Origin of the sequence: Paraburkholderia atlantica (assembly GCF_009362785.1) — a bacterium.
Taxonomy (GTDB): Bacteria; Pseudomonadota; Gammaproteobacteria; order Burkholderiales; family Burkholderiaceae; genus Paraburkholderia; species Paraburkholderia atlantica.
The window spans coordinates 1-25,684 of record NZ_WHNQ01000055.1 but is presented as its reverse complement, the minus strand read 5'-3'; the positions used below and the strand labels follow the sequence as shown (position 1 = coordinate 25,684).

General features: G+C 57.0%; 17 protein-coding genes and 9 pseudogenes. 8 read left to right on the top strand and 18 right to left on the bottom strand.

The window, feature by feature from the left end; all coding sequences use genetic code 11:
• The 3 genes and pseudogenes from GCT19_RS43860 to GCT19_RS44505 form a co-directional block, all read left to right on the top strand.
• A partial coding sequence (locus GCT19_RS43860; RefSeq protein ID WP_227749437.1) for a hypothetical protein occupies positions 1 to 234 on the top strand: 234 nt, incomplete at its 5' end.
• Positions 235 to 333: 99 nt separating this feature from the next.
• A pseudogene (locus GCT19_RS37090) lies at positions 334 to 904 on the top strand (DDE-type integrase/transposase/recombinase); the annotation flags it as partial.
• Positions 905 to 1,185: 281 nt separating this feature from the next.
• Positions 1,186 to 1,311, top strand: a complete 126-nt coding sequence (locus tag GCT19_RS44505; RefSeq protein ID WP_260185959.1) for a hypothetical protein — start codon at positions 1,186 to 1,188, stop codon at positions 1,309 to 1,311.
• 1,815 nt (positions 1,312 to 3,126) lie between these two features.
• Here GCT19_RS44505 and GCT19_RS37080 read toward each other — a convergent pair.
• The 4 genes and pseudogenes from GCT19_RS37080 to GCT19_RS37060 all read right to left on the bottom strand — a co-directional run bounded on the left by GCT19_RS37080 (position 3,127) and on the right by GCT19_RS37060 (position 6,590).
• The gene (locus tag GCT19_RS37080) at positions 3,127 to 3,630 is read right to left on the bottom strand and encodes a hypothetical protein (RefSeq protein WP_152854704.1); all 504 of its coding nucleotides are present in this window, start codon (positions 3,628 to 3,630) and stop codon (positions 3,127 to 3,129) included.
• 47 nt (positions 3,631 to 3,677) lie between these two features.
• Positions 3,678 to 4,178, bottom strand: a complete 501-nt coding sequence (locus GCT19_RS37075) for an SDR family oxidoreductase (RefSeq protein WP_227717804.1) — start codon at positions 4,176 to 4,178, stop codon at positions 3,678 to 3,680.
• A 926-nt stretch (positions 4,179 to 5,104) separates the two neighbouring features.
• A pseudogene (locus tag GCT19_RS43855) lies at positions 5,105 to 5,230 on the bottom strand (IS110 family transposase); the annotation flags it as partial.
• Between the two features lie 343 nt (positions 5,231 to 5,573).
• Complete coding sequence (locus GCT19_RS37060; protein ID WP_018437544.1) at positions 5,574 to 6,590, bottom strand: 1-aminocyclopropane-1-carboxylate deaminase; 1,017 nt, start codon at positions 6,588 to 6,590, stop codon at positions 5,574 to 5,576.
• Positions 6,591 to 7,369: 779 nt separating this feature from the next.
• Here GCT19_RS37060 and GCT19_RS44680 point away from each other — a divergent pair.
• Positions 7,370 to 7,996 (top strand): H-NS family nucleoid-associated regulatory protein, encoded by a 627-nt coding sequence (locus GCT19_RS44680; RefSeq protein ID WP_018437543.1) that lies wholly within the window; start codon positions 7,370 to 7,372, stop codon positions 7,994 to 7,996.
• Positions 7,997 to 9,147: 1,151 nt separating this feature from the next.
• Here the strand turns inward: GCT19_RS44680 and GCT19_RS37050 are convergent.
• From GCT19_RS37050 to GCT19_RS44905, 4 genes and pseudogenes are all read right to left on the bottom strand, one after another.
• Positions 9,148 to 9,314: pseudogene (locus GCT19_RS37050) on the bottom strand (IS110 family transposase); the annotation flags it as partial.
• A gap of 57 nt (positions 9,315 to 9,371) precedes the next feature.
• Positions 9,372 to 9,506: pseudogene (locus GCT19_RS44915) on the bottom strand (hypothetical protein); the annotation flags it as partial.
• Positions 9,507 to 9,544: 38 nt separating this feature from the next.
• Positions 9,545 to 9,967: pseudogene (locus GCT19_RS44910) on the bottom strand (IS66 family transposase); the annotation flags it as partial.
• Positions 9,961 to 10,170: a hypothetical protein gene (locus GCT19_RS44905; protein ID WP_227749438.1), complete on the bottom strand. Its 210-nt coding sequence runs from the start codon at positions 10,168 to 10,170 to the stop codon at positions 9,961 to 9,963. The pseudogene GCT19_RS44910 and the gene GCT19_RS44905, both read right to left, overlap by 7 nt.
• On the opposite strand from GCT19_RS44905, the gene GCT19_RS44900 reads away from it, so the two are divergent.
• Complete coding sequence (locus GCT19_RS44900; RefSeq protein ID WP_018437541.1) at positions 10,111 to 10,311, top strand: hypothetical protein; 201 nt, start codon at positions 10,111 to 10,113, stop codon at positions 10,309 to 10,311. The two genes, GCT19_RS44905 and GCT19_RS44900, sit on opposite strands and share 60 nt — an antisense overlap.
• Before the next feature lie 60 nt (positions 10,312 to 10,371).
• Here the strand turns inward: GCT19_RS44900 and tnpB are convergent, their stop codons facing one another.
• The 9 genes and pseudogenes from tnpB to GCT19_RS36995 form a co-directional block, all read right to left on the bottom strand.
• Positions 10,372 to 10,677: an IS66 family insertion sequence element accessory protein TnpB gene (tnpB, locus tag GCT19_RS37040; protein ID WP_018437540.1), complete on the bottom strand. Its 306-nt coding sequence runs from the start codon at positions 10,675 to 10,677 to the stop codon at positions 10,372 to 10,374.
• Positions 10,674 to 11,132 carry an IS66-like element accessory protein TnpA gene (tnpA, locus tag GCT19_RS37035; protein WP_018437539.1) on the bottom strand — a complete coding sequence of 153 codons (459 nt, stop codon included), beginning with the start codon at positions 11,130 to 11,132 and terminating at the stop codon, positions 10,674 to 10,676. Before tnpA ends, tnpB begins: the two co-directional genes overlap by 4 nt.
• Before the next feature lie 24 nt (positions 11,133 to 11,156).
• A pseudogene (locus tag GCT19_RS37030) lies at positions 11,157 to 11,537 on the bottom strand (IS110 family transposase); the annotation flags it as partial.
• A gap of 383 nt (positions 11,538 to 11,920) precedes the next feature.
• Positions 11,921 to 13,283 (bottom strand): annotated as a pseudogene (locus tag GCT19_RS37025) (GGDEF domain-containing protein).
• 456 nt (positions 13,284 to 13,739) lie between these two features.
• Positions 13,740 to 14,486 (bottom strand): beta-ketoacyl-ACP reductase, encoded by a 747-nt coding sequence (locus GCT19_RS37020; RefSeq protein ID WP_152854702.1) that lies wholly within the window; start codon positions 14,484 to 14,486, stop codon positions 13,740 to 13,742.
• 1,729 nt (positions 14,487 to 16,215) lie between these two features.
• On the bottom strand, positions 16,216 to 16,692 hold the full coding sequence (locus tag GCT19_RS37010; RefSeq protein WP_227717801.1) for a hypothetical protein: 477 nt from the start codon (positions 16,690 to 16,692) through the stop codon (positions 16,216 to 16,218).
• A gap of 1,536 nt (positions 16,693 to 18,228) precedes the next feature.
• Positions 18,229 to 20,139 carry a GH25 family lysozyme gene (locus GCT19_RS37005; RefSeq protein ID WP_018437535.1) on the bottom strand — a complete coding sequence of 637 codons (1,911 nt, stop codon included), beginning with the start codon at positions 20,137 to 20,139 and terminating at the stop codon, positions 18,229 to 18,231.
• 149 nt (positions 20,140 to 20,288) lie between these two features.
• Complete coding sequence (locus tag GCT19_RS37000) at positions 20,289 to 21,809, bottom strand: hypothetical protein (RefSeq protein WP_018437536.1); 1,521 nt, start codon at positions 21,807 to 21,809, stop codon at positions 20,289 to 20,291.
• A 130-nt stretch (positions 21,810 to 21,939) separates the two neighbouring features.
• The gene (locus tag GCT19_RS36995; RefSeq protein ID WP_152854699.1) at positions 21,940 to 22,461 is read right to left on the bottom strand and encodes a hypothetical protein; all 522 of its coding nucleotides are present in this window, start codon (positions 22,459 to 22,461) and stop codon (positions 21,940 to 21,942) included.
• Positions 22,462 to 22,954: 493 nt separating this feature from the next.
• Between GCT19_RS36995 and GCT19_RS44895 the strand changes: the two are divergent.
• The 3 genes and pseudogenes from GCT19_RS44895 to GCT19_RS36980 form a co-directional block, all read left to right on the top strand.
• Positions 22,955 to 23,134: pseudogene (locus GCT19_RS44895) on the top strand (transposase); the annotation flags it as partial.
• A 38-nt stretch (positions 23,135 to 23,172) separates the two neighbouring features.
• Positions 23,173 to 23,526, top strand: a pseudogene (locus tag GCT19_RS36985) (IS3 family transposase); the annotation flags it as partial.
• A gap of 874 nt (positions 23,527 to 24,400) precedes the next feature.
• The gene (locus GCT19_RS36980) at positions 24,401 to 25,255 is read left to right on the top strand and encodes a DUF2325 domain-containing protein (protein WP_152854697.1); all 855 of its coding nucleotides are present in this window, start codon (positions 24,401 to 24,403) and stop codon (positions 25,253 to 25,255) included.
• Positions 25,256 to 25,409: 154 nt separating this feature from the next.
• Here the strand turns inward: GCT19_RS36980 and GCT19_RS36975 are convergent.
• Positions 25,410 to 25,684 (bottom strand): transposase (locus GCT19_RS36975; protein ID WP_193727467.1); only part of this gene is annotated, 275 nt, incomplete at its 5' end.

Sequence of the window (25,684 nt, the reverse complement as noted above, 5' to 3'; positions counted from 1 at the left end):
GAGCGCCAAACTTCTCGCGCCATCAGCGGATCGTCTCATAGTGACCGCGACACCCCGTTCGAGCCACACCTCGTCGACGTCCAGAAGGCTCAGGCTGCCCCGAAAACCTCACCGACCCGCCCAGCTGATGACGATGGCAGGGAAGCTGTGCCCGTGATGAAGCGATTTCGTTTTCTTCACCACTTCATTCTGTCGCTGGCCTACCGTCAACCTGACAATGCCGGTGCAAGTTGAGAGGCGCCACTAAGTGCAGCGTTCCTCTGTGAGGATTAAAAAATTCCTATATAACCCATCAAAAAAATTTGATGGCGTGTAGCCGGTCTACTGGTTATCAAATTCGGCGCAGGGTTCGCAGATTGCGTCAAAGCGGCTCGCCGCAAACCCGGCCGCACATAGCATCTTGACGAAGTCTTCGTTACGTTGCTCGGCGAGCGCTATCTCCTCCCTGGCGGGCAGTCGGCCAGCACGGCGTCGAACTCGACATCCTGCTGCAGAAACGTCGCGATAAGGCCGCGTAGCAGAGCGCTTGTTCAACCGCGTGCTGGTAGCCTGTCCCGACGCGCCACGAAGGATGGTCATCGAGCAGTTGCGCAGCTATCCGGCCGCGAAGGCCGAAATTCCCGAACTGGCAAAGATCAAACGCGTCTTCGTCAAAGCCAGTGCTCGGGTGAACTACTGCGCCGAAGACAGCCATCAACCTACGGGTGAGCGCGAGCGCCGGATGCGTGGTTTCCGCGATCCTGATCGCACACAAGCGTTCTTATCGAGCTTAGCACCGATTCGTCAGCACTTCGCGCTCAAGCGGCATTTACTGCGTGCATCAGTGTATCGCGAACAACTCGCCGCACGCTTTACCGGGTGGCATCGCTTCACTGGGCCCACCCAAGATCCGTCCAATTTCTGAGGAAATGTACCTCCTCTGCGCTCTTGCGTCTGGAATGCCTTGACGTGACAACGCCTGCGAAGCTGCCATCTAAATTCGCGGCAGTTCCGGGATATGCAGCCGTATCCCTTGTCCTCTGGGCCTCAAGCCCGTGTTTTATGAAGTCGGCAGGCGACACGAAGCTACGCGGGCTGAGGTGCAAATAGGAGTTCTGTCACGACAAGGAAAGTGCGAACGCGCTCTATACGGCGGTGCGTAACGAAATGAACGGCGCGTAGGTCTGGCAGGCGGAGCTGGGTGGCATGTGGGTGATGGCGCCAGAGTGGGTGTTGAGTGGGGCGTATATGTACATGAAGGGCAATCAGGTAGTCGACAACAACCATGCACATCAGCTCACCGCCACGCTGAAGTACTTCCTGTCGAAGTGAACCAGCGTCTGCGTGGCTGCCGTCTACCAGCGGACAAACCAAGGGGCGAACGCACAGATCAACGACGTGATGGTCGCGTCGAGCGGTCCGTCGCAGCTCATCGGTCGCGTCGGCTTGCAGACGAGGTTCTAAACGACATCTGGACGCCCTCTATGCTGATTGCAACGTCAACGCGGGGTTAGGCGGAGAGCCGGTGTCGGTGCGGGACGTTCGTGCGTTACTGGCGGACGGTCCAGCCCGCTGCGAAGAAATTAAGACGCTCAACGTCACCTACTTTTCACTTGAACTAGAAACGAAGAGCGCGCGATAGAAACTAAGCCGATTGCGTCGTTGGCGAGATCGTTCTTTTGATTGCGCACGACGGCGACATAGTGGTAGCTATAAAAAACTCTACGAGTTTCGCCATTCGATTGAATCGCGCTCAAAGATATCAGAGAGATATCGCCGTGAGGCTGAAATCCCGCATTGTTCAAAATTTTCTTCGTGTTAGCGTAGCAGCTGGAATCTGGCCCCGTTCCGGTCGTCGGATTAATCGGACCCATCGAGTCAGTGCGTTGGGGAGATTGCAAAGAGTCGTAGGCCGCTCTGCTCAATCGCTTGGGTGACTGCCCCCGTGCGCGTAACTAGAGTCGAAGCCGATAACCATCAACCGTGAATCGCGTCGCGCCAGGTATTCGTCGAAACATGTCCGCGTACAGGCATTGGCGACGGTGAGTGACGACGCTGCAAGCCGCAGTGCGGCCTGGACGCTGGGCAAGTTCCGCATGCATAACAGATGTGAACCGTTGCTAAACGTCGTGAACAAGAACGAGCCGACGCGGCTTACAGGCCCGAACCCAAAAGGGCACGCAACTGGATGCTCCTTTGGTTTGTAGGAGTACGTCGTCATAATGCTGCGGGGAAAGGACGGGCGCTAAACGGGCAGGCTCGCTGCGAGGTGAAGTTCAGCCCACTTGCGGGCCGGCAGGAACGGGGACGCGGTAAACCCGTTCTCCGCCATCGGTCTGAAGCCCGGACCGTGGCAGGTAAGTCGTGAGGCAAGCTGTGGGGAGCGGGTAAGAGAACGCGGAAAAAGCGAATGCGGGGCAGTAATCGCCCGGACAGGGGGCAAAAAAATTTGCCCCGACCTGAAAAAGTGCTGATTTCCGTGTGGTGCAGCTGTCGTAGACACGCACCTGAGGTCGCATGGAGGGCAGCTTGAGAGTGGCCAGCGTCAGCTGCTTCGGCGGTCTTCGCCTGGGCAAGCGGCAGACCGACGACGCGAGGGTTTGTGAAAGCTTTGTGCGGTTCAGGCGAGGCCGGCGTCAGTGCGACGCTTAACGCGGTGCTCGAGTCGAGGATTAAGGCAAGCGCCCGTTTGTGCGCACTGATCGCTGGGACTGTTCCGCGACCGAATGATTTCGTGGGGCACCGTTGTCTTTCAAGCTCTTCATGAGGCTGACGCCGATGCTGTGTGAACGAGCAAAGGATCTTCCTCATGATGCGCACTAGCTCCCCCGGATTGGACGTAACGGCTGCTGATTGGCGATCCGAGACGACACGGCAGACTGGACGACCGAGGAGTTCGCATAATCGAATCTCAGAGACGGCCGCCCGTCGCAGCGCTTGAGAACGAGCAAAATTGCCATCCGTGGAGCAGGCGGGATTGTGGATTGCAACCCTGAGCGGCTGCCTGATTCGCCACGATGGTCCCTGCTGCGGGTGCAGCGGTCATCAGGAGAGGCTCTTTCTGCACGAAATCAGCAAGATGTTTTGCATCTTCAATTCAGGATACGAGATGTGGGAAAAAGCCCGACCTTTAGGCCGGGAAGGATGTCAAAAGGTGTGATCGCGAGCGGCGTCAGAAAATTTCCCATCATGTTGCCTCTTTTTTTTAATATCGCGAAAGGATTGATTCTGCAAATAAAAATCTAACAGCGCGCGGTTATCACGCCAGGCAGTCGGATAGCCTTCTGGGAAAACAGCAGGACAATTAGCCCGATGCACCATTTCGCTGCAATCATCCTCCAATAGTTTGGCTAGACGCATGGAAGAGATTTCAGCTTGGGCTGTTTTTTTGAAGATTTCCAGCGGGACAATTTGGCAGCCCAGGAGTTCTGCCAGTAAAGAATTATTATAGGGAACAGGATTGCAAGGCTGCAGATAACTCTTTGGAACTTTAGTCAAGGCGTTCACTACCAATGCGTCGGTTAAAATATCAACTGGATTGTAGTTAAGCCCTTCGCCATCCCAGATCTGCTGAATACTTTTGCTTATTTCAATCAACCGCCACCAACTGTAATGTAATCCGGGATCAACGCCTAGAGAGGTGCTGCCCAAAACGTAGCTCGGTTCGCATAAGGTAACTGGAAAAACCTGATCGTCGGCTATCCATCGAATGACTCTCCATTTACCCATTTCATTTGGGCATAACCAGAGTACCACCAAGAATCCGGTCGGTTGAAATCGCGAGGATGTTCGTAGAAGCGCGCACCGGCACTCCCAATATATGATAAGTGCTTACTGATACCTTGCATGCAGAATTGCAAGACTTGCAGGAAGCTCATGACCCAATCTTGTCTGATCTGCAAATATGACAGATCATACTCTGTCGAACTGGCACAATTAAATACCCAACGTACTTGTTCTGCCAATTCAACATAAGTTCTACGATCGAGACCCCAATATGGTTCGGTTGGAGAAGCATTCAATATCGTTATATTTTCCAGAAAAGCAGCCTTAATTCGATATCTAATTAAGGCTTCATTAAAACGCTGCTCGGCTGTTTTTTCAGGAGTCCTCCTCACCATTGCCAAAACATGCTCAACCTGTGGATCAGCAGATAGTCTGGCGGTCAAATGTGCTCCGACAAAACCATTGCTGCCGATTACCAGAGCGACCCACTCGCGGAGTCACTCAGTGTTTTAGACTGATAATTGGGATGCAGTTGTGGTCGCAATAAACCCGGGTTTCCTGAACTCAAGGCAACAATATCGGCCGTTTTCCCCCGAAAAAGTGAGGAAGGGCATTGCGGAGTGAGCGCAAGAGAAGGAAGAGCCGTCATAATCTTAGTTCCTTGAATTGTCGCCGGTTTCGCGAGCCTGAACGCATGCAGGCATTCTTGTCGAGTTTCGGTCCGATCCGTCGGCAGCGCGATCCAGTCCGAGCGGGCCAAGCGAATTTCTGAGCTTGAGGTCCGCATAGACCGTGCCAGCATAAGCCGCTGCGAGGTGGCTACTCAGCACATCGGAGTCGGCACGTGCAAGCGGTAGACGGGATGCCTCTACATTCGGAACATCGCGCCGTTTGTCTAGACGTTAGCTTTCGGACAAACCGTTCGTTTTGCGACCATGTTGCAGAGCGCCATCCCCATCAAACGCCGGACAGCCCGACAACGAAAAGGCTCACCGCGTCGGCGCCAAGTCGTCCCGTGAGGATAACGTCGAGGTGTCGGCATCTGAAAGAAAGAGAACCAAGGCGGCGATCGCGACTACACCCTCTCGATCAGTAAGCTTGCCACTGTCACGTTGCTGAATTGGTCGAGTAAGATCGCGTGATGAAGGATGGAAAATCGCTTTATCACGGTTATCGTCTTCCACTGCGGTCATCAGCTGCGCGGTGTGCTGGTACCACCTGTTTCAGTTGAGGCTGCACGACATCGAGGAACTGCTGTTCGAAGCCGAGCTTATCGTCAGCCACGAAACGGTCTGCACGCCGGTGCGATAAATTCGGTGCGTGTTTCGTGCACCGTGCAAGCGGCGCGTCGTGAGCCTTAGCTCTCGAACTCGCGTGCCCAGTGATGCGCGCCGGATCAGCTGCCCATCCCGATAAGACAAGGAGGTAAAGATGCCACACCTTCAAGCAACCGAGTGCGGCGAATTTCCGGGCGTACCAATTCGGGCTTGCCGGTCGCCGGCAGCGCACAGACATTCGTGGCCAGATCAAAATCCTAGCTTTACGATCGCCGTGGACTGCCCCTTCGAGGGAGTTAATAGAGTGCGAGAACCACATCGTGGCGCCTTGATGCCATCGCCCGCAACAGGCACCTGATTGCGGACGAAGCCCCTTTCATTCGGACTTGGCCTCTGTGGGCATGCCGCGAAATGCCTTGAGTGCCCGCACGTGAGAAGCCAGCAGCGTTTCGATACGAAATGTCGACGACGACTCCGCGCAGCTGACGCGGCTGTAACTCGACGTCGCAACGAACGCGGCAATCATATCTGATTGAAGTCGGGCCTGAACTCCGGACCGCCGACGCCCGTCGCCTAAGGCCCCTAATCCCGTCAACTGTCGCGGAAGATGAAGCTGTACGCGCTCAACGCCGGCACGCCGCCCAGGTGCGCATACAGCACGCGCGAGCCGGCCGGAAATTCGCCGTTACACACCTTGTCGATCATGCCGTGCATCGACTTTCCCTCGTACACCGGATCGGTCAGCATGCCTTCGAGCCGCGCGCACAAGCGGATCGCCTCGAGCGTGCCGTCGTTGGGCAGACCGTATTCCGGGCCACCGTAGCGCTCGTCGAGCACGATGTCCTTCGCGGTGATGTCGCGGCCCAGCTCGACGCTCTCGGCGGTCCGCTTCGCGATGCGGGTGATCTGCTCGCGCGTCTGCGCCGGTTTCGCCGAGGCGTCGATGCCGATCACCCGATCGGCGCGGTCGTCGGCGGCGAAACCGACCACCATGCCCGCCTGGGTGCTGCCCGTCACAGAGCACACGACAATGTAGTCGAACTTGAAGCCCAATTCGGCTTCCTGCTGGCGCACCTCTTCGGCGAAGCCGACGAAGCCGAGCCCGCCCAGCGGATGATCCGAGCAGCCCGCAGGAATCGGATACGGCTTGCCGCCGGCAGCGCGCACGCTGTCGAGCGCGTCTTCCCAGCTCTTGCGAAAGCCGATGTCGAAGCCGTCCGGCACGAGCCGCACGTCGGCGCCCATCATGCGCGACATCAGGATGTTGCCGACACGGTCGTACACCGCATCCGGGTAGTTGACCCAGTTCTCCTGCACGAGCACGCACTTCAGGCCCAGATGCGCGGCAACCGCCGCGACCTGGCGCGTCTGGTTTGACTGGATTCCGCCGATCGACACGAGTGTGTCGCAGCCCTGCGCGAGCGCGTCGGGGATCAGATATTCGAGCTTGCGGGTCTTGTTGCCGCCGAACGCGAGGCCGCTATTGCAGTCCTCGCGCTTGGCATAAAGCATGACCTTGCCGCCGAGATGCACGCTCAGACGGTTCAGCGGCTGGATCGGCGTCGGCCCGAAGGTGAGCGAGTAGCGGGGGAATCGTTGCAGGTTCATCGAGGCTCCGTGGTGGGTGATTTCCGAGAGTTCATGGTAAGAGGCCAGTTCAAAGATGTGACTCCTCTCCTTTGAATATGTTCCAGTAGATGAGCGAGCAAGCAAAAACTGACGAATGCTTGCTTCATAATATAGCCGCGACGGTCGATGCCGATACGACGACGTCGGACGTTGCAGAGCCACGCGTGAGTCCGTGCTGCCAACCAGCGGAATTTGCTGAGACCGTTACCATCGTCGGTTCTTCGCTGGGCAATCACTGGCTTTATGCACGATCATGCAAGTGTTGGCGATTTGTCGGTGAGGTAGTCACGATCGCCGCAAATGACCGCGGGCCTGCGAAATGTTCTGCCGCACGCGATGCGTCGGGTATGGCCTGATTTCGCTGCCTTCGTCCGCAGTCCCTGCATTTTCGCCATCATGTGTGTTGTACGTTTCGAGTCCAACGAGGCGGGGACCAGAAATTGGCTACAGCCTTTTGACAGGTTTTTCTCGCTATCGCTCCCGGCGTCGACGGGCATCTTACGTGTTAAAGCGACGATGGGGCGCGGATGACATGCGCATCGCGAGTTACACTGTTTCCGATTTCGAACGATTGATCGTTTCGCTATATGCGAATTGTCGCCTTATCCACGGGCGCAGACCGAGAAGTCCGTGTTTTTGAATAGCCAAAGGTATTCTTTTCAAGGTGTATTAAGTCGGCAAGCCGTGCAATGCTGTTTGTGTTCGCTGGGCGATATGGCATAGTGCGGCTTACTCATCCTATCCAAAGGAAAACAAGCATGGCTACGCTGGAAGCCGTCCAGGCAAAAATCGCAAAGCTCCGAGCCCGGGCAGCAGCGTTAGAGAAGAGAGATTCGGCAACAGCGATCGGGAAAATCCTCAGTATGCTGGAACAGCACTCTCTATCTATTGCTGATATTGAGGCGTCTTTGGGCAGACGACGCGGCCGCAGACCCGGCGCGACCGCACTGGCGGAGCGGGAGGCCTCGGCAACGAAGTACGCCGACCCAAAGACGGGGGCGAACTGGTCCGGTCGTGGCCGAGCACCGGCTTGGATCGCTAAGGTGAAAGACCGCACCAGGTTTTTGGTGACGAACACTACGACGAATTCAACAGCGACTGCTCAGAAAACGCTTAGGTCTGAGAAGAAAGTCAAGGAGCCGCAGCCTCACATCTATCAGGACCCTAGGACAGGAGCGACTTGGAGCGGGCGTGGTCGTACGCCGTCGTGGATCGCAGGTGCCAGAGACCGCACGAAGTTCCTGATCTCCGCGGCCGAGACACCCGCACATTCTCGAAAGGTGGCAAAAGCAGTCCATTCCAGCAAGACAGCTGCTGCGAAGAAAGCCGCAAGCAGGAAGGCAGCAACAAAAAGCCGGCGGAGCAATAAGGCGGCGGAGCAATAAGGCGGCGGCGAGGAATACCTCAGCACCGATGCGGAAAGAGTGCCTCGGAGACTGGTGGTGGCGATTTGTCGGCTATCCTCCGGGGAGGTGTGCATCGAATCGCTCGGCGAAGTCGACGACCGCTGCTGCGGACGTTGCGCCGCAAACGGCAGCAATCGTCAGTGCACCTGCTCAGATATATCTAGGAGACCGACGGGGCTGCGGGATATACCTCCGCAGCCAAGCGTTGTTCTTGCACTCGGCTGCAGTTCCTCCAATCGGGCGTCGTGCCAGTCTCCGACCCTATCCTGTGCAACTGCTCCGGGATGAGCGATTTGCCACACTCGCAATGGGGAATGCTGTCGTAGAACTGACCACCCGTTGGGTAGGGGTGGAAATGTGCCGGGCCCGCTGACCAAAGGTCTAGTGATGCCGGGGAGGGAAGGACGTAATGGCAGTTGCTTAGAGCGCGTAATGCCCTTTTGCCAAGGGATGAAAATTGGATGAGCATAGGCACGGAGAATATAACGGAACGCGAGTCAGCGAGGGTCTCGGCCGATCGCCCGTAGTGTCTGGCCAGCCTGTGGAAGCCGTTGAGCCAGCGGAAGATGCGGTCGACTACCCCGCGCGTGGCAACAAGACAAAGCCCGTTTCGCCTCCGGAACCTTGATGACCTGTAGCTCGATCCTTCGAGTGCAGTCTGTGCAGGTCCTGCGCCGGTGTCTCCTTGGTCGGGGCGCCATCTTGTCAGTCTGGTCCTGTGGCCTGCTGAAGGGCGATCGCGTTGGACGAGGCCGCGCTTGAGCGCTTTTTTCCGCCGCAGTCTTTGAGTCCGCCGGATGCCTAACTGGCCGCACCATTAGCTCGGTAGGAGAGGCGTCGCCCAGGAGCCCGAAGACTCCAGCTGTAGCTGTTTCTGCGAACAGTAGGTGCGATGGGCAAAGGACTGTCTGTCGCGCAGCGCCAGACACCCCCGTTACTATCTTCCCGCCTCGATAATTGAGGCTTTGGCCAGCCAGGCCCGGCATGATTCTCGCCCCCAGTCGCAGTTTCGATGCAAGAATTCCAACAACATGACGTCGTCGATGTCTTCATCGGTGTCGACGTCGGTAAAGGCCAGCATCACGCCGTGGCACTAGCTCGGAATGGCAAGCGCCTGTAGAACAAGGCGCTCCCCAACGCAGCATGGCGAACAGGACATCACAGCGTCGTCGTGCCAGCGCGATGAGTGCCTGGTTATGTCGCTTGCCCTGCTGGACTTTGCGTGCGTAATACGGTCGCGAAACGGGGGTCTCGCAAGGCCTGCGAAGGCGGATAGGAACAAGGAGCGCTTGAGTTGGCATGCCGCCTCGCGTATCAAGCCATCGCGGAACAATTCGTCGAAGCCCGCGTAAGCGTCCGCTTGCAGAATCCCTTTCAAACTGGCGAGATGGGTTTGAGGATGGATGCCTTGCCGGTTCGGCGAGTACGCGAACCAGACTGAGCAGGTTGCGTCGAGCCAGAGCGATGATCGTCGCGCACGTAGACCCATAGCCGGCCGGTGCGGGTCTTCCTGTTGCCCGGTGAGAGCACCGGGATCGGCGTGTCATCCGCGTGGAGCTTGGTCGCGGCCATCGTATAGCGGCGCAGCGGCTCTGTTAGCGGAGCGCACAGTGCCTCGCACTGGCCGACCCCGCGGCCCATACTGGCCCGGTCAAGCGTCACGCCGTCGCGCGCCGCGATCGCCGACTGCCGGTACAACGGCTGGTGGTCTGCATACTTCGAGACGAGGATGTCTGCCAGCAAGCTCGGATGGGCGATGCTCCGCTGGATCGGCAGGCCGGGCATCGGCGGCTGGGTTATGGTGCTGCAGCAGGGGCAAACCAGTTTGCGCTGGATCGTGCGAATGACCTTGAACGCCGCCGCGACCCGGGCGAGTTGTTCGGATTCGTCCTCGCCGAGCACCTGCATTGGTCGACCGCAATCCGGGCAACTTGATTCAGGCTTCAGCACATGATCCTCGCGCGGCAGATGCGCGGGAAGCGCTTGCCTGGAAGCCGCTTCGTCCGTCGTCGCATTTGAGATGGACGCATTTGCACCGCGGGCCTGCGCACGCCGCACATCCATAACGCCGCTCCCGGCGGCCAGACCTCAAGTTGAGTCTCGAGCGTCTCGATTTGCCGCTGCAGTTGCTCGGACTTGCGACCGAACTGCATGCGCCTGAGCTTGTCGATCTGCGCCTTGAGCTGCTCAATCTCGACATCGCGTTCGGCAAGCAGGCTACGGGCATCAACCAGCAAGGCCTTCAGGAGCTCGACATCATCAGGAAGATCGGCGCGGTTCGACATGCGCCGTAGTTTACGAGTCTGCCGCGCGGTTTACACCATCGATAATGCGGCAGTGCGACGGGGCTGTCGCTAGTCGATGCTCTCAAGCAGCATCGACAGTCGCGCAGAGCTCAGATGGACCTTGCCACCGTCGGCCTTGGGCCATATAAAACGGCCTCGTTCAAGCCGCTTCGCGAGAAGCCAGATTCCGTCCTCCGTGGCAGGGAGAATCTTTACCAGATCGCCCCGACGGCCCCGGCAGATGTAGACGTTGCCGCCTAGCGGATTCTCCTCAAGCGCTGTTTGCACCTTCGCTGCCAACCCCTGAAACCAGCAGCGCATATCGGTGACACCAGCTGCGATCCAGATGCGCGTGCCTGCCGGTAGGGAGATCATGAGCGCAGACTACCTAGCACGATCCGCAGCATATCGGCATCAACCAGGCCGCCCACTTTAACCACCGCACGACCGATCCGGATCTCAATCGTTCCTACGGGTGGTACAGGCTTCGCGCCCAGCGCTTGCGGTTCTACCGGAGCTGATGCAATGACCTCTGTTGGCGTGTCGCTTAGCAATACGACCGGAATGAGCCCGGCAGATCGAGCTTGCTGATCGTCCAGATATCGCCGCCGCCAGGTGAACAGCATGTTCGCGTTGATGCCATTCTCCCGGGCCAGCTTTGAGACTGATACGCCAGGCTCGCAAGCTGCCGCTGCCAGTCGCTCACGAAGCTCCCGGGGGTAATTCGGGCGCCCCGTTCGGGTACCCGGCTTCTTCTCTGCAGACTGTGACAAAGTGATGCCCATCAGATCGGAAATCATGGACATCACTTTGATGTCGCCCTCGGCCACCGTCTATAACGGCCGCCACGAGCCGCTTACCGTCTTCTCGCTGGTTGCTGTAAGCGCGGCTGGAGACGGGTAGCGCTCGAGTAGATCGAGCACGGCGGGATGCTCGAGGCGCGGTCCGAGAACGCGCTCAAGCGCGGGATGGATCTGGGTGAGCAGGCCGCGAATCCCGTTACTGGTTTGGGTAATTTGAGCGGCGAGATCGTCGTCGAAGCCGCACAGCATGGGCAGCTCGGCGAGCGGTTCATCAGCTAACCGAAGCGAGCGCAGCGTATGCGGGTTCGAACCGGCGGCCTCGGCGATGATTGCGGCGTCGCGGGCGTCTGTCTTGGCCTCACCGGCATGCAGGTCGGCAATGCGGCGCATCGCCAGTCCGGGCAGATAGGCAAGCGGAACGCCGTCATGCCTGTGTCAGGTGCCACACGCTGCCAACCGATGGAGTAGATGGAAAAAGGGCTTGGTCGGGCGTTGGCGCTCAGCGGGGGCGATTAGTGCCCCGACGGTGTTCAACGCGGCGCTCGACGACAAGCTGTTTTGAGCTCGTCGAGCGGCCACACTAACTCGGTTCGACTTCCGACAGAAGCGACTGCGTGCGCCCCGGGTTGCGAAAACCTTGCATCTGACGTTGGTGGCTGTGCGTGGGCTGGTGACTGTTTTGGGCCCGGTTCTCTATCTCTGACGATCATGTGGACCAATCCAACGCCATTGAGCGAAATAAGGGGACAACGAACTACCCTTGAAGTGCCGCGTCAGTCGCGTTGCGCTTGCGTACATCTGCGGGGTTCGGTCCGCTAAACAATCGCCACTCGGTTGCGACCCTGACTTTTCGCGTGGTAAAGCCGCTCGTCTGCTGACCGAAGTAGTGCGTCAATCGTGCGGCCATCCCTGCCGAACTGCGAGATGCCGATACTGACAGTTATCGATACCTTGCACCCAAGTTCACCGGCGAAAGTCGTGCTGGCAATTGTCGCGCGAATGCGCTCGCCGATTGCGAGTGCTACATCCAGCGATGTGCGGGTCAGCAGCACCATGAACTCTTCGCCGCCCACGCGTGCTACGCCGTCGTAGGGCCGAATCGCGTCGCGGCATACTCGCACGAATCCCTGGAGCACTGTGTCGCCGACCTGATGTCCGTAAGCGTCGTTGACCCATTTAAAAGCTGTCGAGATCGAGCGCGAGAAGTGAGAATGGAGTGCCGTCTCTCTGTGCGCGAACGACCTCCGTTTCTACACACGCAATGAAATGACGCCGATTCGCAGCTCCGGTCAATGGATCGGTCGCCGCGAGGTGCGCCAGCTTCTGGTTCTCGCGGTGAACTTCCTTCAGAGCGTTTTTGGCGCGATCCATTTCTTGGGCGAGTCGCGCGTTCAACTCCTCGCGACTATGGATCGTCGCAAATGAACGTGTCGTCAAAAAGGCCTGCGCCACGCCATAGCTGAGAAGGAAGAGGCCGCTGGCGAAAATGACGTGAGCAAGCCACCACATGTGGTTCCATGGGCTGCTCAGAAGAAAAGCCACCGACGACAGAGCGAAGGACATGACGGAGATGCCACAGACCAGCATCAGCGGGGACCGAGGCCGACGCAGTATCAGGATAACGACGCTGAGCGTCGAAAACCCGAGCGCCGCAGTGTCCATGACCCGCAGAATGATAACGCCAGCAACTGTAGAATGGGCAAGAAGCGCAACCAGAACGTCCACTACGAGGAATATTGCGGCCCAACTTAGCAAGTACTTGGCTCCGGCGCGGCGCTCAGCGGGATCAGACGGCCTTTGATACGACAGAAGCCCAATCAACAACAGAATCGACATCGTTAGACGCGACGCCGGACCATACAACAGGAATAGCCAAATGTTTTGATGAGCGGATCTGGTGAATGCGCCATGGAGCGCACAGATCAATACAGATCCGAGGAAGCCTAGCGTCATCCATCGCAGCAACGGCTCGCCGGAGGATCGATAGCATTGCCACGCCAAGTAGGCGACAAAAAGACCCACAAACGTCGCCCCTGTGATCGCAGTTTCATGAAATGGGTAGTTTTCGAACTTGAGACCCGGGTTTTGAAAGAAATACAGGTAGCCAATCAGATAGGCCGGAACAAGAGCGAAGGCGACGAAAACCAACTGCGCGTAGCTCCTCGTGATGAACCGCACGAAAATGGAAAAACAATAACGTGTACGACTCGTTTTTTGTTGGTGTGCCCGTTGGCGAGAAAACCGGCCTGCTGACGATAATGCCTAGGCTAGGGATGCACAATCGTAAAATTTACGACCATAGGGGCTCAGCCCTGCAATTACCTCGGCCCGCGTGACGCGGGTTTGCCATTCTCGGAAGCGGTCCCTCTGCGCTGGTTCGGGTAGAAGGCTGGCTCGTCAGCGACGAACCCTCAAAGTTACGACAATTTACATCGCTTAGCTTATCGGAAACATTCAGTCCTTCGCGAACCTTGGCCCGGCGGCGGTGTTGGATTGTCGCTGTCTTGCAATTGGCGCATCGTGTCCCATCCGCTACGCCATGCGTTTCTTATGGACAATTGTCGTTGAAGTGAATGTCCCGCGCAGACTGCGCCAGACAAAACCGAAAGTTGTCTGACGCTAGACTGTCGCTTTTCATCGCATGTGCATACCACCGTTGACGGAGAAATCGGCGCCCGTGACAAAGCCGGCTTCATCGGAACAGAGAAATGCCACCACGGCCGCGACTTCGTCCGGTTGACCGAGTCTGCCGACCGGAATCTGAGGAAGAATTCGTGTTTCCATTACGTCCTTGGGAATCGCCGCAGTCATGGTCGTGGCGAGATAACCGGGCGACACCGTGTTGACGGTAACGCCGTATCGCGCCGTCTCCAGTGCGAGCGACATGGTGAAACCGTGGATGCCCGCTTTTGCTGCGGCGTAGTTGGTTTGCCCGAATGCACCGCGCGCACCGTTCACTGAGCCGATATTCACGATCCGCCCGAATCCCTGCTTGACCATTCCACCGAGAAATGGCTTCGTCAGGTTGAACATGGAATCGAGATTGGTGCGTAAGACCTTATCCCAATCTTCCTTGGTCATTCTTGCAAAGCTTGAATCGCGCGTAATGCCCGCGTTATTCACAAGAATGTCCACCATACCGAACTCGGTGAGCACGCGCTCCGCGCAATGCGCACACGAATCGAAGCTGGAGACGTCGACCTCGAACGCAACGAAACGGCGACCTACATCCCGTTCATGGACGAGCCATGTGGCAACGTGATCGTTGTGCTCGGAATGCGAGAGGGCGACCACCGTGCCTGCATCGTGGAGACGTCGGCTAATGGCGGCTCCGAGACCGCCCATGCCGCCAGTAACGAAAGCAACGCGTTTGGCTGACATGATGTTCCCCTTGTGAGCGAGGCCGTCGGCGGCCGGTGATTGAGTCGATTTACTGAATTGTCCGGAGATTTTCGGCTCTCCGACACTCCCCTCGAGGAACCATGTCGACCGCCGGTTTTATGCGACGGTACGGCAAGGCAGGCTCGTTGCAGAAAGGCCGGCTCGTTGCAGAACTTCGCAGAAGAACACATGCGTTCGCAGCGCAAACGTAAGTTCGCGCCCTACGGATTGAATGGTGTCACGGATTTTCCTCGCGTGACGGATTTCCTGACGCGATAAAGCGATCCGCAATTATCCGGTCGGAAGCAGCTGCAAACGCGCACGCCATGATTGCGTGTTCAATATAGGCGTATCGGTCAACAGCGGGCTTAACATGGATCAATCATCGAAGAGATACTGTTGCCGCACTCGGGAGTGTAGTGTTCCGACCTTCCCCGCACGCTATTCGTCGGGTTCTCTCGGGGGTTCATCTGCCCCGCACGGCTGGTAAATAGGGGGGCGCAGCTAGGTTGTGTTATGCCCCTTTATCAAAGGCTGCAATGTGGATGAGCACAAGCACGGAGAATACGACGAAACGCAACCAGCGAGGGCCTCGCGCCATCGCTCTGTAGCGTCTGCCGCTCTCTGCGGAAGCGGTTGAGCCAGTCAAAGCAGCGTTTGACCAGCGGCGCCAAAAATACACGGAGCGCCTTTTCGCCTGCGGCGGCTTGACGACTTAGAGGTCAATGCCTTCGTCGAGTGTAGCGTGCGCAGGTTCTTCGTCTGTGCACCTCCGGTCGTCGAAAGGCAGTCCGACCGGCGGCCTGCAGAACCCGATGCGCCAGCTTCCCGACCGGGGCGCGCTCCTGCTGGTTGGCCAGCCCCACGTGCACGGCAAGCGACTGCCCACGGTATCAACCGCCGTGCGGGCCAGTATGGCAGCTCGACTGAGGTGCGCGCGTCGAGAATGACCGCGCTGTGTTGACGGCGGTGTTCCTGCGCAACCCGGATGATCGAACGCAGGTCATTGACATAGCCCCGAAGCAGCTTGCCTGGATTCAGCGCTGCGCTGCGTCTGCTGGTAGACCACCTCCCTCAGCTATTGGGTAACAAACGCGACGCTCACCCGCTCTCATAATCCAGCGCAACGCGTTGAGCACTTCGCGCAGCATGTAGCAGCGCCGTGGTGGGCCCTTACTCATCAAGGTCAGCGTACGGAGCGGCGAGGTACCAGTGTTCATCTGTTGCATCCGTTGGGGTCTGGGTTTCTTCTCCTTGCCATGGGGACCAAGCCTGACGGAAAGGTCATAACGGATTGTAAAGAATATTGAGTTTGAGGATGTTACCTATTACTGATGAGGATTGCATGATAATCAACATGGCGGTCTACTCAAGTAGAAAGCTGCGCCGAACGTTGTGAGCGCATCGCAAACGAGCTTTTAGGGCAACCTCATCAATGAGTTACTCTCGGGACCAAACAAGGGAGGTGTTAGCAACCGACGCACGTTTCCATGATTTATCGACCGAGCGAGGTTCTTGAAACAGTGCCTTCAAGGTAGCTTGGGTGTGTATTTTGCCGAAAGCAGCCTAACGCGCCATGTCTGTAAGAAGCTTATTAACGGTTGACGATTTCTAGATATTTGTGCGCTCCCGCTCATCGCCAGCGGTGAAGTCTGGCTATCGCCAGTGTCATCCGCGTGGATATTCGACTAATTCCGTGACTCATCATTTGCGGTAGACGTGCGATTGATTACCGTACGGCCTGACGGTCACCCCCGCGGAGTGGGCGTAGATCACTGTCCGAACAAAGCTTGTCCAGGTAGTTACTCGCGCGCACTATGATCTCCATGCGGGTGACGCAGATCTGGCGATCGTACTCGTTGATCACCGCAGTGAGGTCATCGATTAACTCTCGGGGAACGCTCCACCTTCCGCTGTTGTCAGCCTCGACGATGATATCTTCGAGGCCACGCTTAACGTTTTCAAGGAATTCGATGTCAAGCTTCCCATGTCCTGCCCGAGTGATAAAGCTCGTGATAATTGTGACCTGCAAGGCTACGTTGATCAGAGGACGGTCCCGTTCGCCATTGCGTAGACGCTCAAGTGCGATGCGTGCTCGCAGCACCAGATCAGACGCCTGTTTTCGTGGCATAGGGAGTAAGAGTGCTTTGCAATGCGCTGCAGCCGATGGTGTCAGCAATGACTGGTGATTTTTGTTGTTGGGCATGTTTGGAAAATCCACAGATTCAGTTCGAGACGGATGTTGGGATGAATCGCCGGCGATCAAGAGTGATTGTCGGACTTGCCCCTGCGTCATTGTATTGCCTCGTGAAGTCCGCGCGCCCTGCAGCGTTAGCTCGCAGCAACATTCATGTGTGAGAGAGACGGGCCCTTTTGATACCAGTGCGAACCGCGGAATGAATCAGGACTCGTACGGTGCTTACCTCTAACCGGAAATAGAGTCGCTCGATAATCGCGAGCCATCCTCTTTCCCTTCCTTGACAATGTCGCCGGAATCGGGGTAGGCTTGGACGTTCTCTCGTGCGGTCGCCTAGGAGTTCATATTTTCGCAGATCGGCGCAACGGGCCGGGCCTGACGATCTGGTGGTGGCCTGTCGGCGGACGCGGTTAGACACGTGCTCGTCAGCAACATCACAAAATCCCTCGTTTCGGGTGCAGCTGAGGTTGACATCTCGCGCACGGTGCCGACGGCGCCTGCCAAATGCGCGTTTCTGCCTAAACGCGTGATCCGCCACTCATCGAAGCACATCGACTGAAGACGATTTGCGACAGATGGTGATTCGGCCAAATTCTTCCGGTTTGAGCGACAACGACAACGGTTTTTATGGTCCCCCCAATCGAGATTATATTTGTCTATGTCGGCGAGTTCTCAATGGATCAAACGTGGCTAAAAGGCAATAATTTTCGTCCCATCTCAGGGACCATTTATTTGCGAAATGTCAAACTGACGAAGGCTCCTCATCTTGACGTCCACGTCAATTTGACCTTCGAGAACTATAATTTCAACGCTGTGACGTGCACCGAACCATTCGGATCCTTGAGGATGCCGATCGGCTTTGGAAATCGCCCGACCCTGAGGCAGTAGGTCGGGCGATCTGGGTCTATTCCGACATGAATTGGCGCAGTACATCCAGTCTTAAACGCTGGCTCGCAAATGGCGGAATGACTTTTCAAGCCTGAAATCTGCATGCCGCGAACTGGCTGGGATCATAGAGGAGTGGGAATACGAGGTTGGTCAGGCAGATTGCGAGGTGTTGGAAGTCTCGAAGGCGACTACCCACAAGATCGATTTGATTGGCGTCGGCAATCTCGATGAGCCTCCACAAACCTGACGGCCGTCCCTGTCTGCGACAACCCTTCGGGTGCCGGCAGATGCGGCTAGCAATGCGACCGATGTGGCAAAACGTTGTGGTAGATTGTCTCGATCAGAGTGCGTTTGCTGCGAATCGAATGCAAGACGCACTGATCGATTCGAGCGCTTCGTTCAGTCGCAGTCCGATTTGTCACATGCGTGATTGGCTGGAAAGAGGTCATCTAGCCGGAGCATTGTGAACATCGATCGATATAGCCGTCTACCTGACGTATTTATGTCCAAGCTTGTCAGACTATTGTTCCAACGTTGACTCCGCCGTTATGATGAGGCTGGGAGGAGGCATTTCCAACAGCCTCCTAGATGTTGCTCGGATTTGCTCGGCACTTCGACCCGACGGCATGCAACTGTCAGTGGCAGCTTGCGTTTGACTCAGTATCTCGGGCGCCCGGGCTTCCTCACACCGTATGGAAGTAAGCTAGATGCCGGCTGCGGGATGGGCAAGCGGACCAGTCGCTGCAATTCCGCGATGGAGCCGTTAAAAATATCGAAGTCAGCCGGCACGGGACTGTTGTGGAAGTGATCTGATCGCTGCCAGAATGTGAAATCCGACCATGCCGGGGGCAACTTCGGCGAGCTTGCGTTGGTCCAGTCGGCAATCCATAAGGGAAACCGGCCGAATTCGGGGGCGCTAAGATACTCGTGGCCAGTCTCCCAGTCGGTGTAGATGATGGGAATGCATTTCATGGTTTCTTGTACCCGCTGGAGTGCCACCGCAAAAATGCGATCGGCCGTCGCAATGTCCGGAACGGAGGCGTGCAGCGGAAAACCCGCGCGTTCGATATCTATCGTAAGGCAGAGGTCGCGCATCGCCGGTGCCCCTATAGTGCGGACCGCGACATCAACTTGTTCGATAGGGTCTTGGTCTGGACGGAAAAAAAGATATGCGCCTCGGTAGACGCCCTGCTTCTTCATGATTTTCCAATTCTCGAGGAACTCCGGATCGGGCCACTTGCCGTAGGCGACACGTGCAAATGCGAAATCGATACGAGGAGCGACTGCGAACACCGCCTCCGCTCCTGACTTGCCTCTGCCCGACCACTTTGAGACATCGAGCCCCAGCGGACGCTGGGGCAAATCGACAATGGCAGCCTCCTTCTCATTGCCCTCAGGAATGAATGCACCGATCGTCTCCGCCATCCGTGGTGCCTCGCTGGGCCCGGTTTGCAACATGGCATTAAATGGTCCTGCGCGCCAGAGGTCTCTGGATAGAGCACTCTCGGTCAGCGGGCTTGCCGCGCTGTTGTTGACCGCGACCGTCGATTTCAATTTGCCGTAGCTCTCGACAGCAGGCGCTGGCGCTTGTAATGTGGGTTCGCTCGTTTTCGGCGCTTCGCCCTCACTCTTATGCGCCGCCTGATTGCAGTTGCGATTTGCAACCGTGAATTCAGCCGCTAGGACGCAAAGAAGAGCGAGTATGGACAATATGACTAACCAACATCGGGGCCATCTTGTCGGAGTGCTCGGGGCGCGCATCCGCGCGGTCTGCGACTGTTTCTGACCGCTGTTCTCAATTCGAGAGCCAGCAACTGCCTGTGGTTCTCGCCGGCTCGGATGCTCTTCTGTATGTAGAGCATCCGCGCTCGGCATACTGCGGCGCGCTTGCGTACGTTCGTCATCGTCTCGGTCGTCGGTGACCTCCCCAACGTCAGTTTGATTCAGTGCATGGCCTCCTTCGGGAGAACTCACCATTGCGTTCGGGCGGTCCGGTACCCCGATAGCAGCGAGCAATGCAGCCCGCTCGACGGGTTGAATTTGCAACATCCCGTGAGTCGCCTCTTCAAGAAGATCAAAAGCGTCCTGCCCGAGTCGCGCGCTGCGGTACAGAACCTCTCCGGCGCAGTTAACTATCGTAGTTGGGTCCTCTGTGTAGTCTCCGGCTTGATTAATCACGATGCGTGGCTTACCGCGCACGACTTCCATACGCGGCTCGCTGAAGATGGCCCCAATGCAGCGGATGACGCTCCGCGACGTCTCGCGTGAATGGTGTACCTGCATGAGACCTGCTGTGAGGAGCAGGTCAAACAACATCGCGACTTTCAACGTCCGCTCGATCTCACGCGCGTGTTCGGGCCACGCGCGCGCTGACACGTAAAAGAAGGCAGCGGCGAAGGGGGGATGGATGATCAGTCCCCGCGCGGAGGATGCGCTGAACCATGCTTCAGCCCAGATATCATGGAGAGACGCTGGGCCACGCGCGCTTGTGTCCAGCACGGCATTCAACCAGTCGCGCTCGACTTCTGTGAGCGACTGGATGACGCGGGCGATGCGATGCATATCCATAGCTAGAGCCCTAGTACGATCGATATCGGGGCAGGCAGGACGTGGCCTATCCCGATACGAAAATGTTCCCGAGGTTGCAGCCAGCGATTGCGCGGTCCTCGATCCCTTCACGGCCTTACAGTGGCTAGTTGATGCAATACCTTGCGCGATTAGGTGTCGCCGCCATCGCCGCTTCCCTTGCCGCCACTGTTACCCCCCGACGCCTCCCTGGCACCACCGTCGCGACCTGTGCCGGAATCATCAGCCGGCAAGCTGATGAACTTTGCCGGGAAGTACTTCGCCATCCATGCTTGCGCAAGTTGCGAGGCAGTGATCCTTTTGAGGTAGTAAGTGATCGGAGCGCCCATATTGCCCGCAAGACATTTCTGGATGTAGTCGTCAAGAGCATTCATCATTGAATTCGTATCGATGATCTTGTTCTTGCCATCATCGATGTCCGAGAGCGCGGACAGTGCGCTTTCGACCTGGCTCGACTTCATGGCCAGCAATTCCTGGCCGGTACGGGCGCGAGCGGCTGCCGATGAGACCGATTCCTGGTCCGTCGCCGTAGCTCCTTGCAGCTTGAGCAGCGCTGTCATCGACTTGGCGCCATCCGCATCGGCGAATTGCTTGACCCCCATCTGCACTTCGTTCGACTTGATCGAAGGAATGGAACCGACAGTGACGAGCGTGCAGTGGGAAGTAACATTCTGCGCGGAGAGCAGCGATTTCGCGTCCTTGCTGAACGAACTGTTTACGCCGAAGCCACCCGAGGCGCTTTCAAACCAGCTCGCGATTTTGAATTGCGTTTGAAGCGACGCAGCAACGCTCTCCATGGCTTGGCGGTTTCGCGTTTCAGTTGTGTTTAGCACGTGGATCATGCCAATAAAGCAAGAACCCATCGTCGCGCCGGATAGAATGGTTAGCGCCTTTTCGTCCTTCGTGTCGGACTGGGCTGCAATCTTTTGCATTGAGGCGATCGAGTCAGTCTTAATCATCGCATCAGGGAAAGAGGAATTGAACGCACCGATGCCTTTGTCCACATCTAGAATGAACGGTGCTAGGAGTGCGGCATTCTTATGCGAACATGTCACGCTGATGACGAGCGTACCGGCGATGTCGTGGTTCTGGAGTTGACTGTTAACCTGGCTCGTGGCAGCGCTGGAGGTCTGTGTCGCGAACTCATCTCCGAAAATACCGACCTGACCGCTGACGAATGAGCCAATTATGGACGAATGTGTCCCTGATCGGAAGTCGCTTGCATCATTGGAAAAGAACTGAACGTTCATCTTGAGACTGTCAGCTGACAGTGGTATCTGCTTGATCTGCGAGCGATCGAAGTCGACCGGACTCTCCGCCGAGTCGCTGATACTGGACATTTTTTTCTTGAGCGGCTGGACTGACTTGATCGCAGCAACTTTCGCTTTTGCAAACTCCTGCGCTGCGGCGGCGAGATCCTTGCCTACCGCTACGGACTCGGCATCGACATGAGAGGTGTCGATACCCATCCCCGCCAGTTCCTGAGACGTCATGTCAAGCGAGCGCTTGGCGGAAATTAGGGAATTGAGAGTGTCTTCTGCGGCATCGGCAGGCGCACAAGCAGCCACAACCTGCTCGAGCAAATGCAGGCGCTCTATACTGACGAGATTTCCGAGCGCAAGCGCGGGATCGTAGGGAATCGCCGAAGGCATGATGGGATACTCCTGTGTCTACGGGTATTAGCGGGCTGTTCGTTAGTGCGACGGTAAAGAAAATCCACTGCTCATCGCAGTGGGCCTACGGGTGCCACATCGGCGAAATACATCGCCCGCCTGAGAGAAACTAGGACGGTGCCGTCTCGTGTTCGTCGAGAAGATAAGCCTTGATTTGACGACGGGATATGCCAAATGTTGAGTGCAACGCGTCTGGAGACCAGCCGCGCGCGAGCGCCGTTCGGATAGCGGCACGCCTAAGTGCCTGGAGCAGCCCCCAAACGTTGGGGATATCGATCTGGCCGTTCACGTCGGCAGTATCGCGCCACCGGATGTATATTGGTTCTGGCACGTACAGGCCGGTTCGGTGAAAGAACTTTTCGTGGCGCGTTGGTAGGTAAAGTCGACACCCACCATGGGCTTTCACCAGATCAAGCATCATGCCAAAGCTGGTTGGACGCACCACGTCAGCCAACGAGTTGGGCAGACAACTTAACACGCGGTCGCGATTGCGCTCGCAAAATCGGATACACGGTTCGCGAGATTTCTCTGCGAACAGGCCCGCGCCTCCGATGGAGTGAATGAAACCTTCCTCCTCTGGTATCGCGGCGGGGTCTGCATCATTGATCGGGTGATGATTGATTTGCCACACTGGATTTCTCCTCTTGTCCAACGAGTGCAGGTTACCCAACGGAACTTCACCAAAATAGGGGAATTGCCTTCCCTGGTCGCACAAAGTCCCACTTCTTAATGCTGTTAGGATGTGCGGGGGAGGACATTCAGGGCGTGATTGACGTCTATTTGGGGAGCCGTCCGACGTGGATTGCGCGGGTCGATAGATCGGTCCCCTCTCTCCACACGCAATTTCGCGGGAAACTCGTCCGCCGCAGATGTAACGTGGCATAAATGCCAAACGGGGGTCTGTGTTCCTCAGTGGACGGTTTTTGTTCAATGAGTGTCGCACATGGCGCAACGTGTCAAGCCTTGTTCGGTTAATCGACTAGAGTGAGATCTGTTTTTCTTTTCGCCCGGATTTGTTGGGGATCGACTCCTTAGGAAATTGGAGCGGCGCCTACGTGGATGAGGACGCAAGGACTCTTTAAATAGGGATTGTATTGTGCCCATCAGTAAAACCTAGTCATTAAGTGGAAAGCATTGAAATTTTGACTGAGCGCAGAGTGCCGCAATCAGCGCGCGGCGCAGGAAAAAATCGCCATGTGCGGGAAACGCTGGAACTGGGAGCTTCGGTGTCGTCCGTGGTTCATCGGCACGGCGTCAACGCCAATCAGTTGTGCGGTTGCCGCAAGCAATGCCAGGAAGGAAGTCTGGCGGCGGAGAGTGTGCGGGAGGCTTTGTGCCCGCATCTGAGCTGGCCGCCGTCGAACAGCGCCTCGGCACAACACAGGCTACGCAGCCGTCGAATGGCTGTCGGCCAATGGCTTGGCCAATATCGACCACCGCACGCGCAGCCTCGCTCGCCAACTGGGTCTTGAGCCGTCGTCCACCCTTGTGCGGTCGCCGCAGAGCAAATGGCATGACTGAATCGTTCGTGAAGGTTGTGAAGCACGACTACGTCGCTTCGTTGGACAAGCCTGACGCACAACCGGCGCTCTCGCGTCTGGCTATCGCCTTTGAACGCTACAAAGAGGCGCCGCACAAAGCCCTGAAAGAGCGCTCGCGTCGCGAGTTCAGGCATGCTGCGGCGTCATCAACCTAACGGTGCCCACGTGTGCTGAATTTCAGGAGCCACTCCAAAAATAATCCCCGCAGAAATTAGGCTCCGGGAGCGAGCAAGGTGAACGATGAATGATAATCGACACGGTCTTGCTATGACCGCAAAACGCTGCCGGCGAAACAACCGAGTGAGATGTTGTGACAGTCCGGTGGCTAGTTACTGCAACTACCGCGCGGCTGGCATCATGGCCAGTGCCGCGCACCAGGCGTGGCGCCGCGCGCGGGCGCGAACGACCGTGGTCGTGGTGGTTCTGCCCTTAACGGCATCCAATTCGCTGACCCTACTGCGTCGTCAGTCAGCGAAACTACAAAGGCATTGAGCAAGTTTTGGCTGAAGCAACGCGATACAAACTACCGATGCTTTGAGACTGATCAAACCGGCACGATAGCGAGTTCGCTATATTCAATTGCATTCGTGAGGAGGCGTTCGCGCGTCCAGCGGTCGGTTCAATGTTCCGGATTCGCCCTCGTATGGCGGGTGCGCAGAATCGACGGAAAAAATGGATGTATCGGACCCAGCGGCGATCCGAGAAGTGATGTGAGCGAGCAGCACTATGCAGTGCACTGTGGACGATTGCGTTATTGAAAACAGAGCTGACAGAATGGTAAAGGCGAACCAACCTGTGCATTTTCACACTCCGAATATCGGAAAGCTGCCGGAGCACGCGTGAAAAGTGCGACATATTGCAGGAATTCACGCAAGCGTATCACCAGCGTGCGACGGGCTTTAGAGCCTATCGCACAGGTGTCGATCTCATAGCGGAGCGCTGGGTCGGTGCCAACACACGGCAAGATTCAATAGCGCTGATGCAAGCCGCCTGTTATGCACCAATAGAATTTCGAGTGGGGCTCTCGCTTTGTCAAAAAATGCCGACACCGCTGCCGATAATCCGCTGATCCGCGTCGCAATGAAAGCACATCACGAAACAGCGATGCATATGAACCGGTCCGCATTCGCCTGCTTACAGGCAGCGCCGGATTCCGTTTGTGGACGAATTCCTACGGGCACCGCACACCCGGTTGCTAGTTCAGAGCGCGATGCAGTAATAGAGAAACAACGGTTCGCTGCGTGCCGGAACGAACAACTGGCGACGCAAGTGGAATTGCGTAGGGAAATCCTCATGCTGCGCGAAGCACTTACTGAAAGTGACGATCTGATCGCCCTTCATAAGATTTATCGAGAGAGCGCGGAGAAGCGCGCTGCGGCCGAACGTGAAAGCACACGTGCAATGCGAGTACAACTGAGCAAAATGGATGTACTGAATAGAGCGTTGCAAGCGGAAGCAAGTGCGATGGAGCGGGTTTTGAATAATCCCTCATCCTACTTATCGGGTCGGAAGGCCCATCCGCTCGCGGCATTGCAGGGCAAGCGCGTTCTGTATGTCGGGGGGCGGCCCGGATCTCTTTCTGCAATCCAGTGGCTCGTGGAAGCCTCAGGTGGAACGATGGCGTGCGGCAGCGACACGGTGGACTGTACCGGTTTGCTGGCCGCCGCGTTGCCGGATGTGGACATGCTCATGTTCCCTGCCGACTGTATAGACGACGATACCGTGAAGATGTTCGAGTGGATCTGTGAGCGCAATCGTATCGCGTGCTATCAACTTCGCACGGCAAGCTTGGCAAGTTTTGTGGAACTCATCGACCGGCTCAGCGCATTTGCGAAAACGGGTGCTGCTGTGCGCTCCGCGCGCTTTTGCCAGAGGCACGGCTAGGAAGCCCAATGGCAGGCTGCCGAGTTTAACATGCAGCGAAAGGAACGGTGCTGAGGACTGTACGAAAACTCCTGCTATGGGCCAGCCCTGTCTGGCAGGATCTTTTGCTACCCACACACTAAACGAAAATCGGCTCTTTTGAAATTTGAATGGGTTATGCAGCGTGCGGATTGATCGACGCGAAGTTGAGCTTGCCGGCGATCAGGAACAGCACGGTGCGCATAGTTTCGAGGTTTGCGTAGCCACGAGCGCGTCGCTTGGCGGCTTGAAACAGGCCGTTGAGTGCTTCCAGAAAGCCGTTGGTCTGGCGCGTCTGGGTCCATGCGACGATGCCGTCGAAATGCTTGCGTATCATGCGGGCGACCTCCTTCATCGGTTCAACCTTGGAGCGCATCACGTTGGTACACCACTGCTCGAGCATCGCACTGA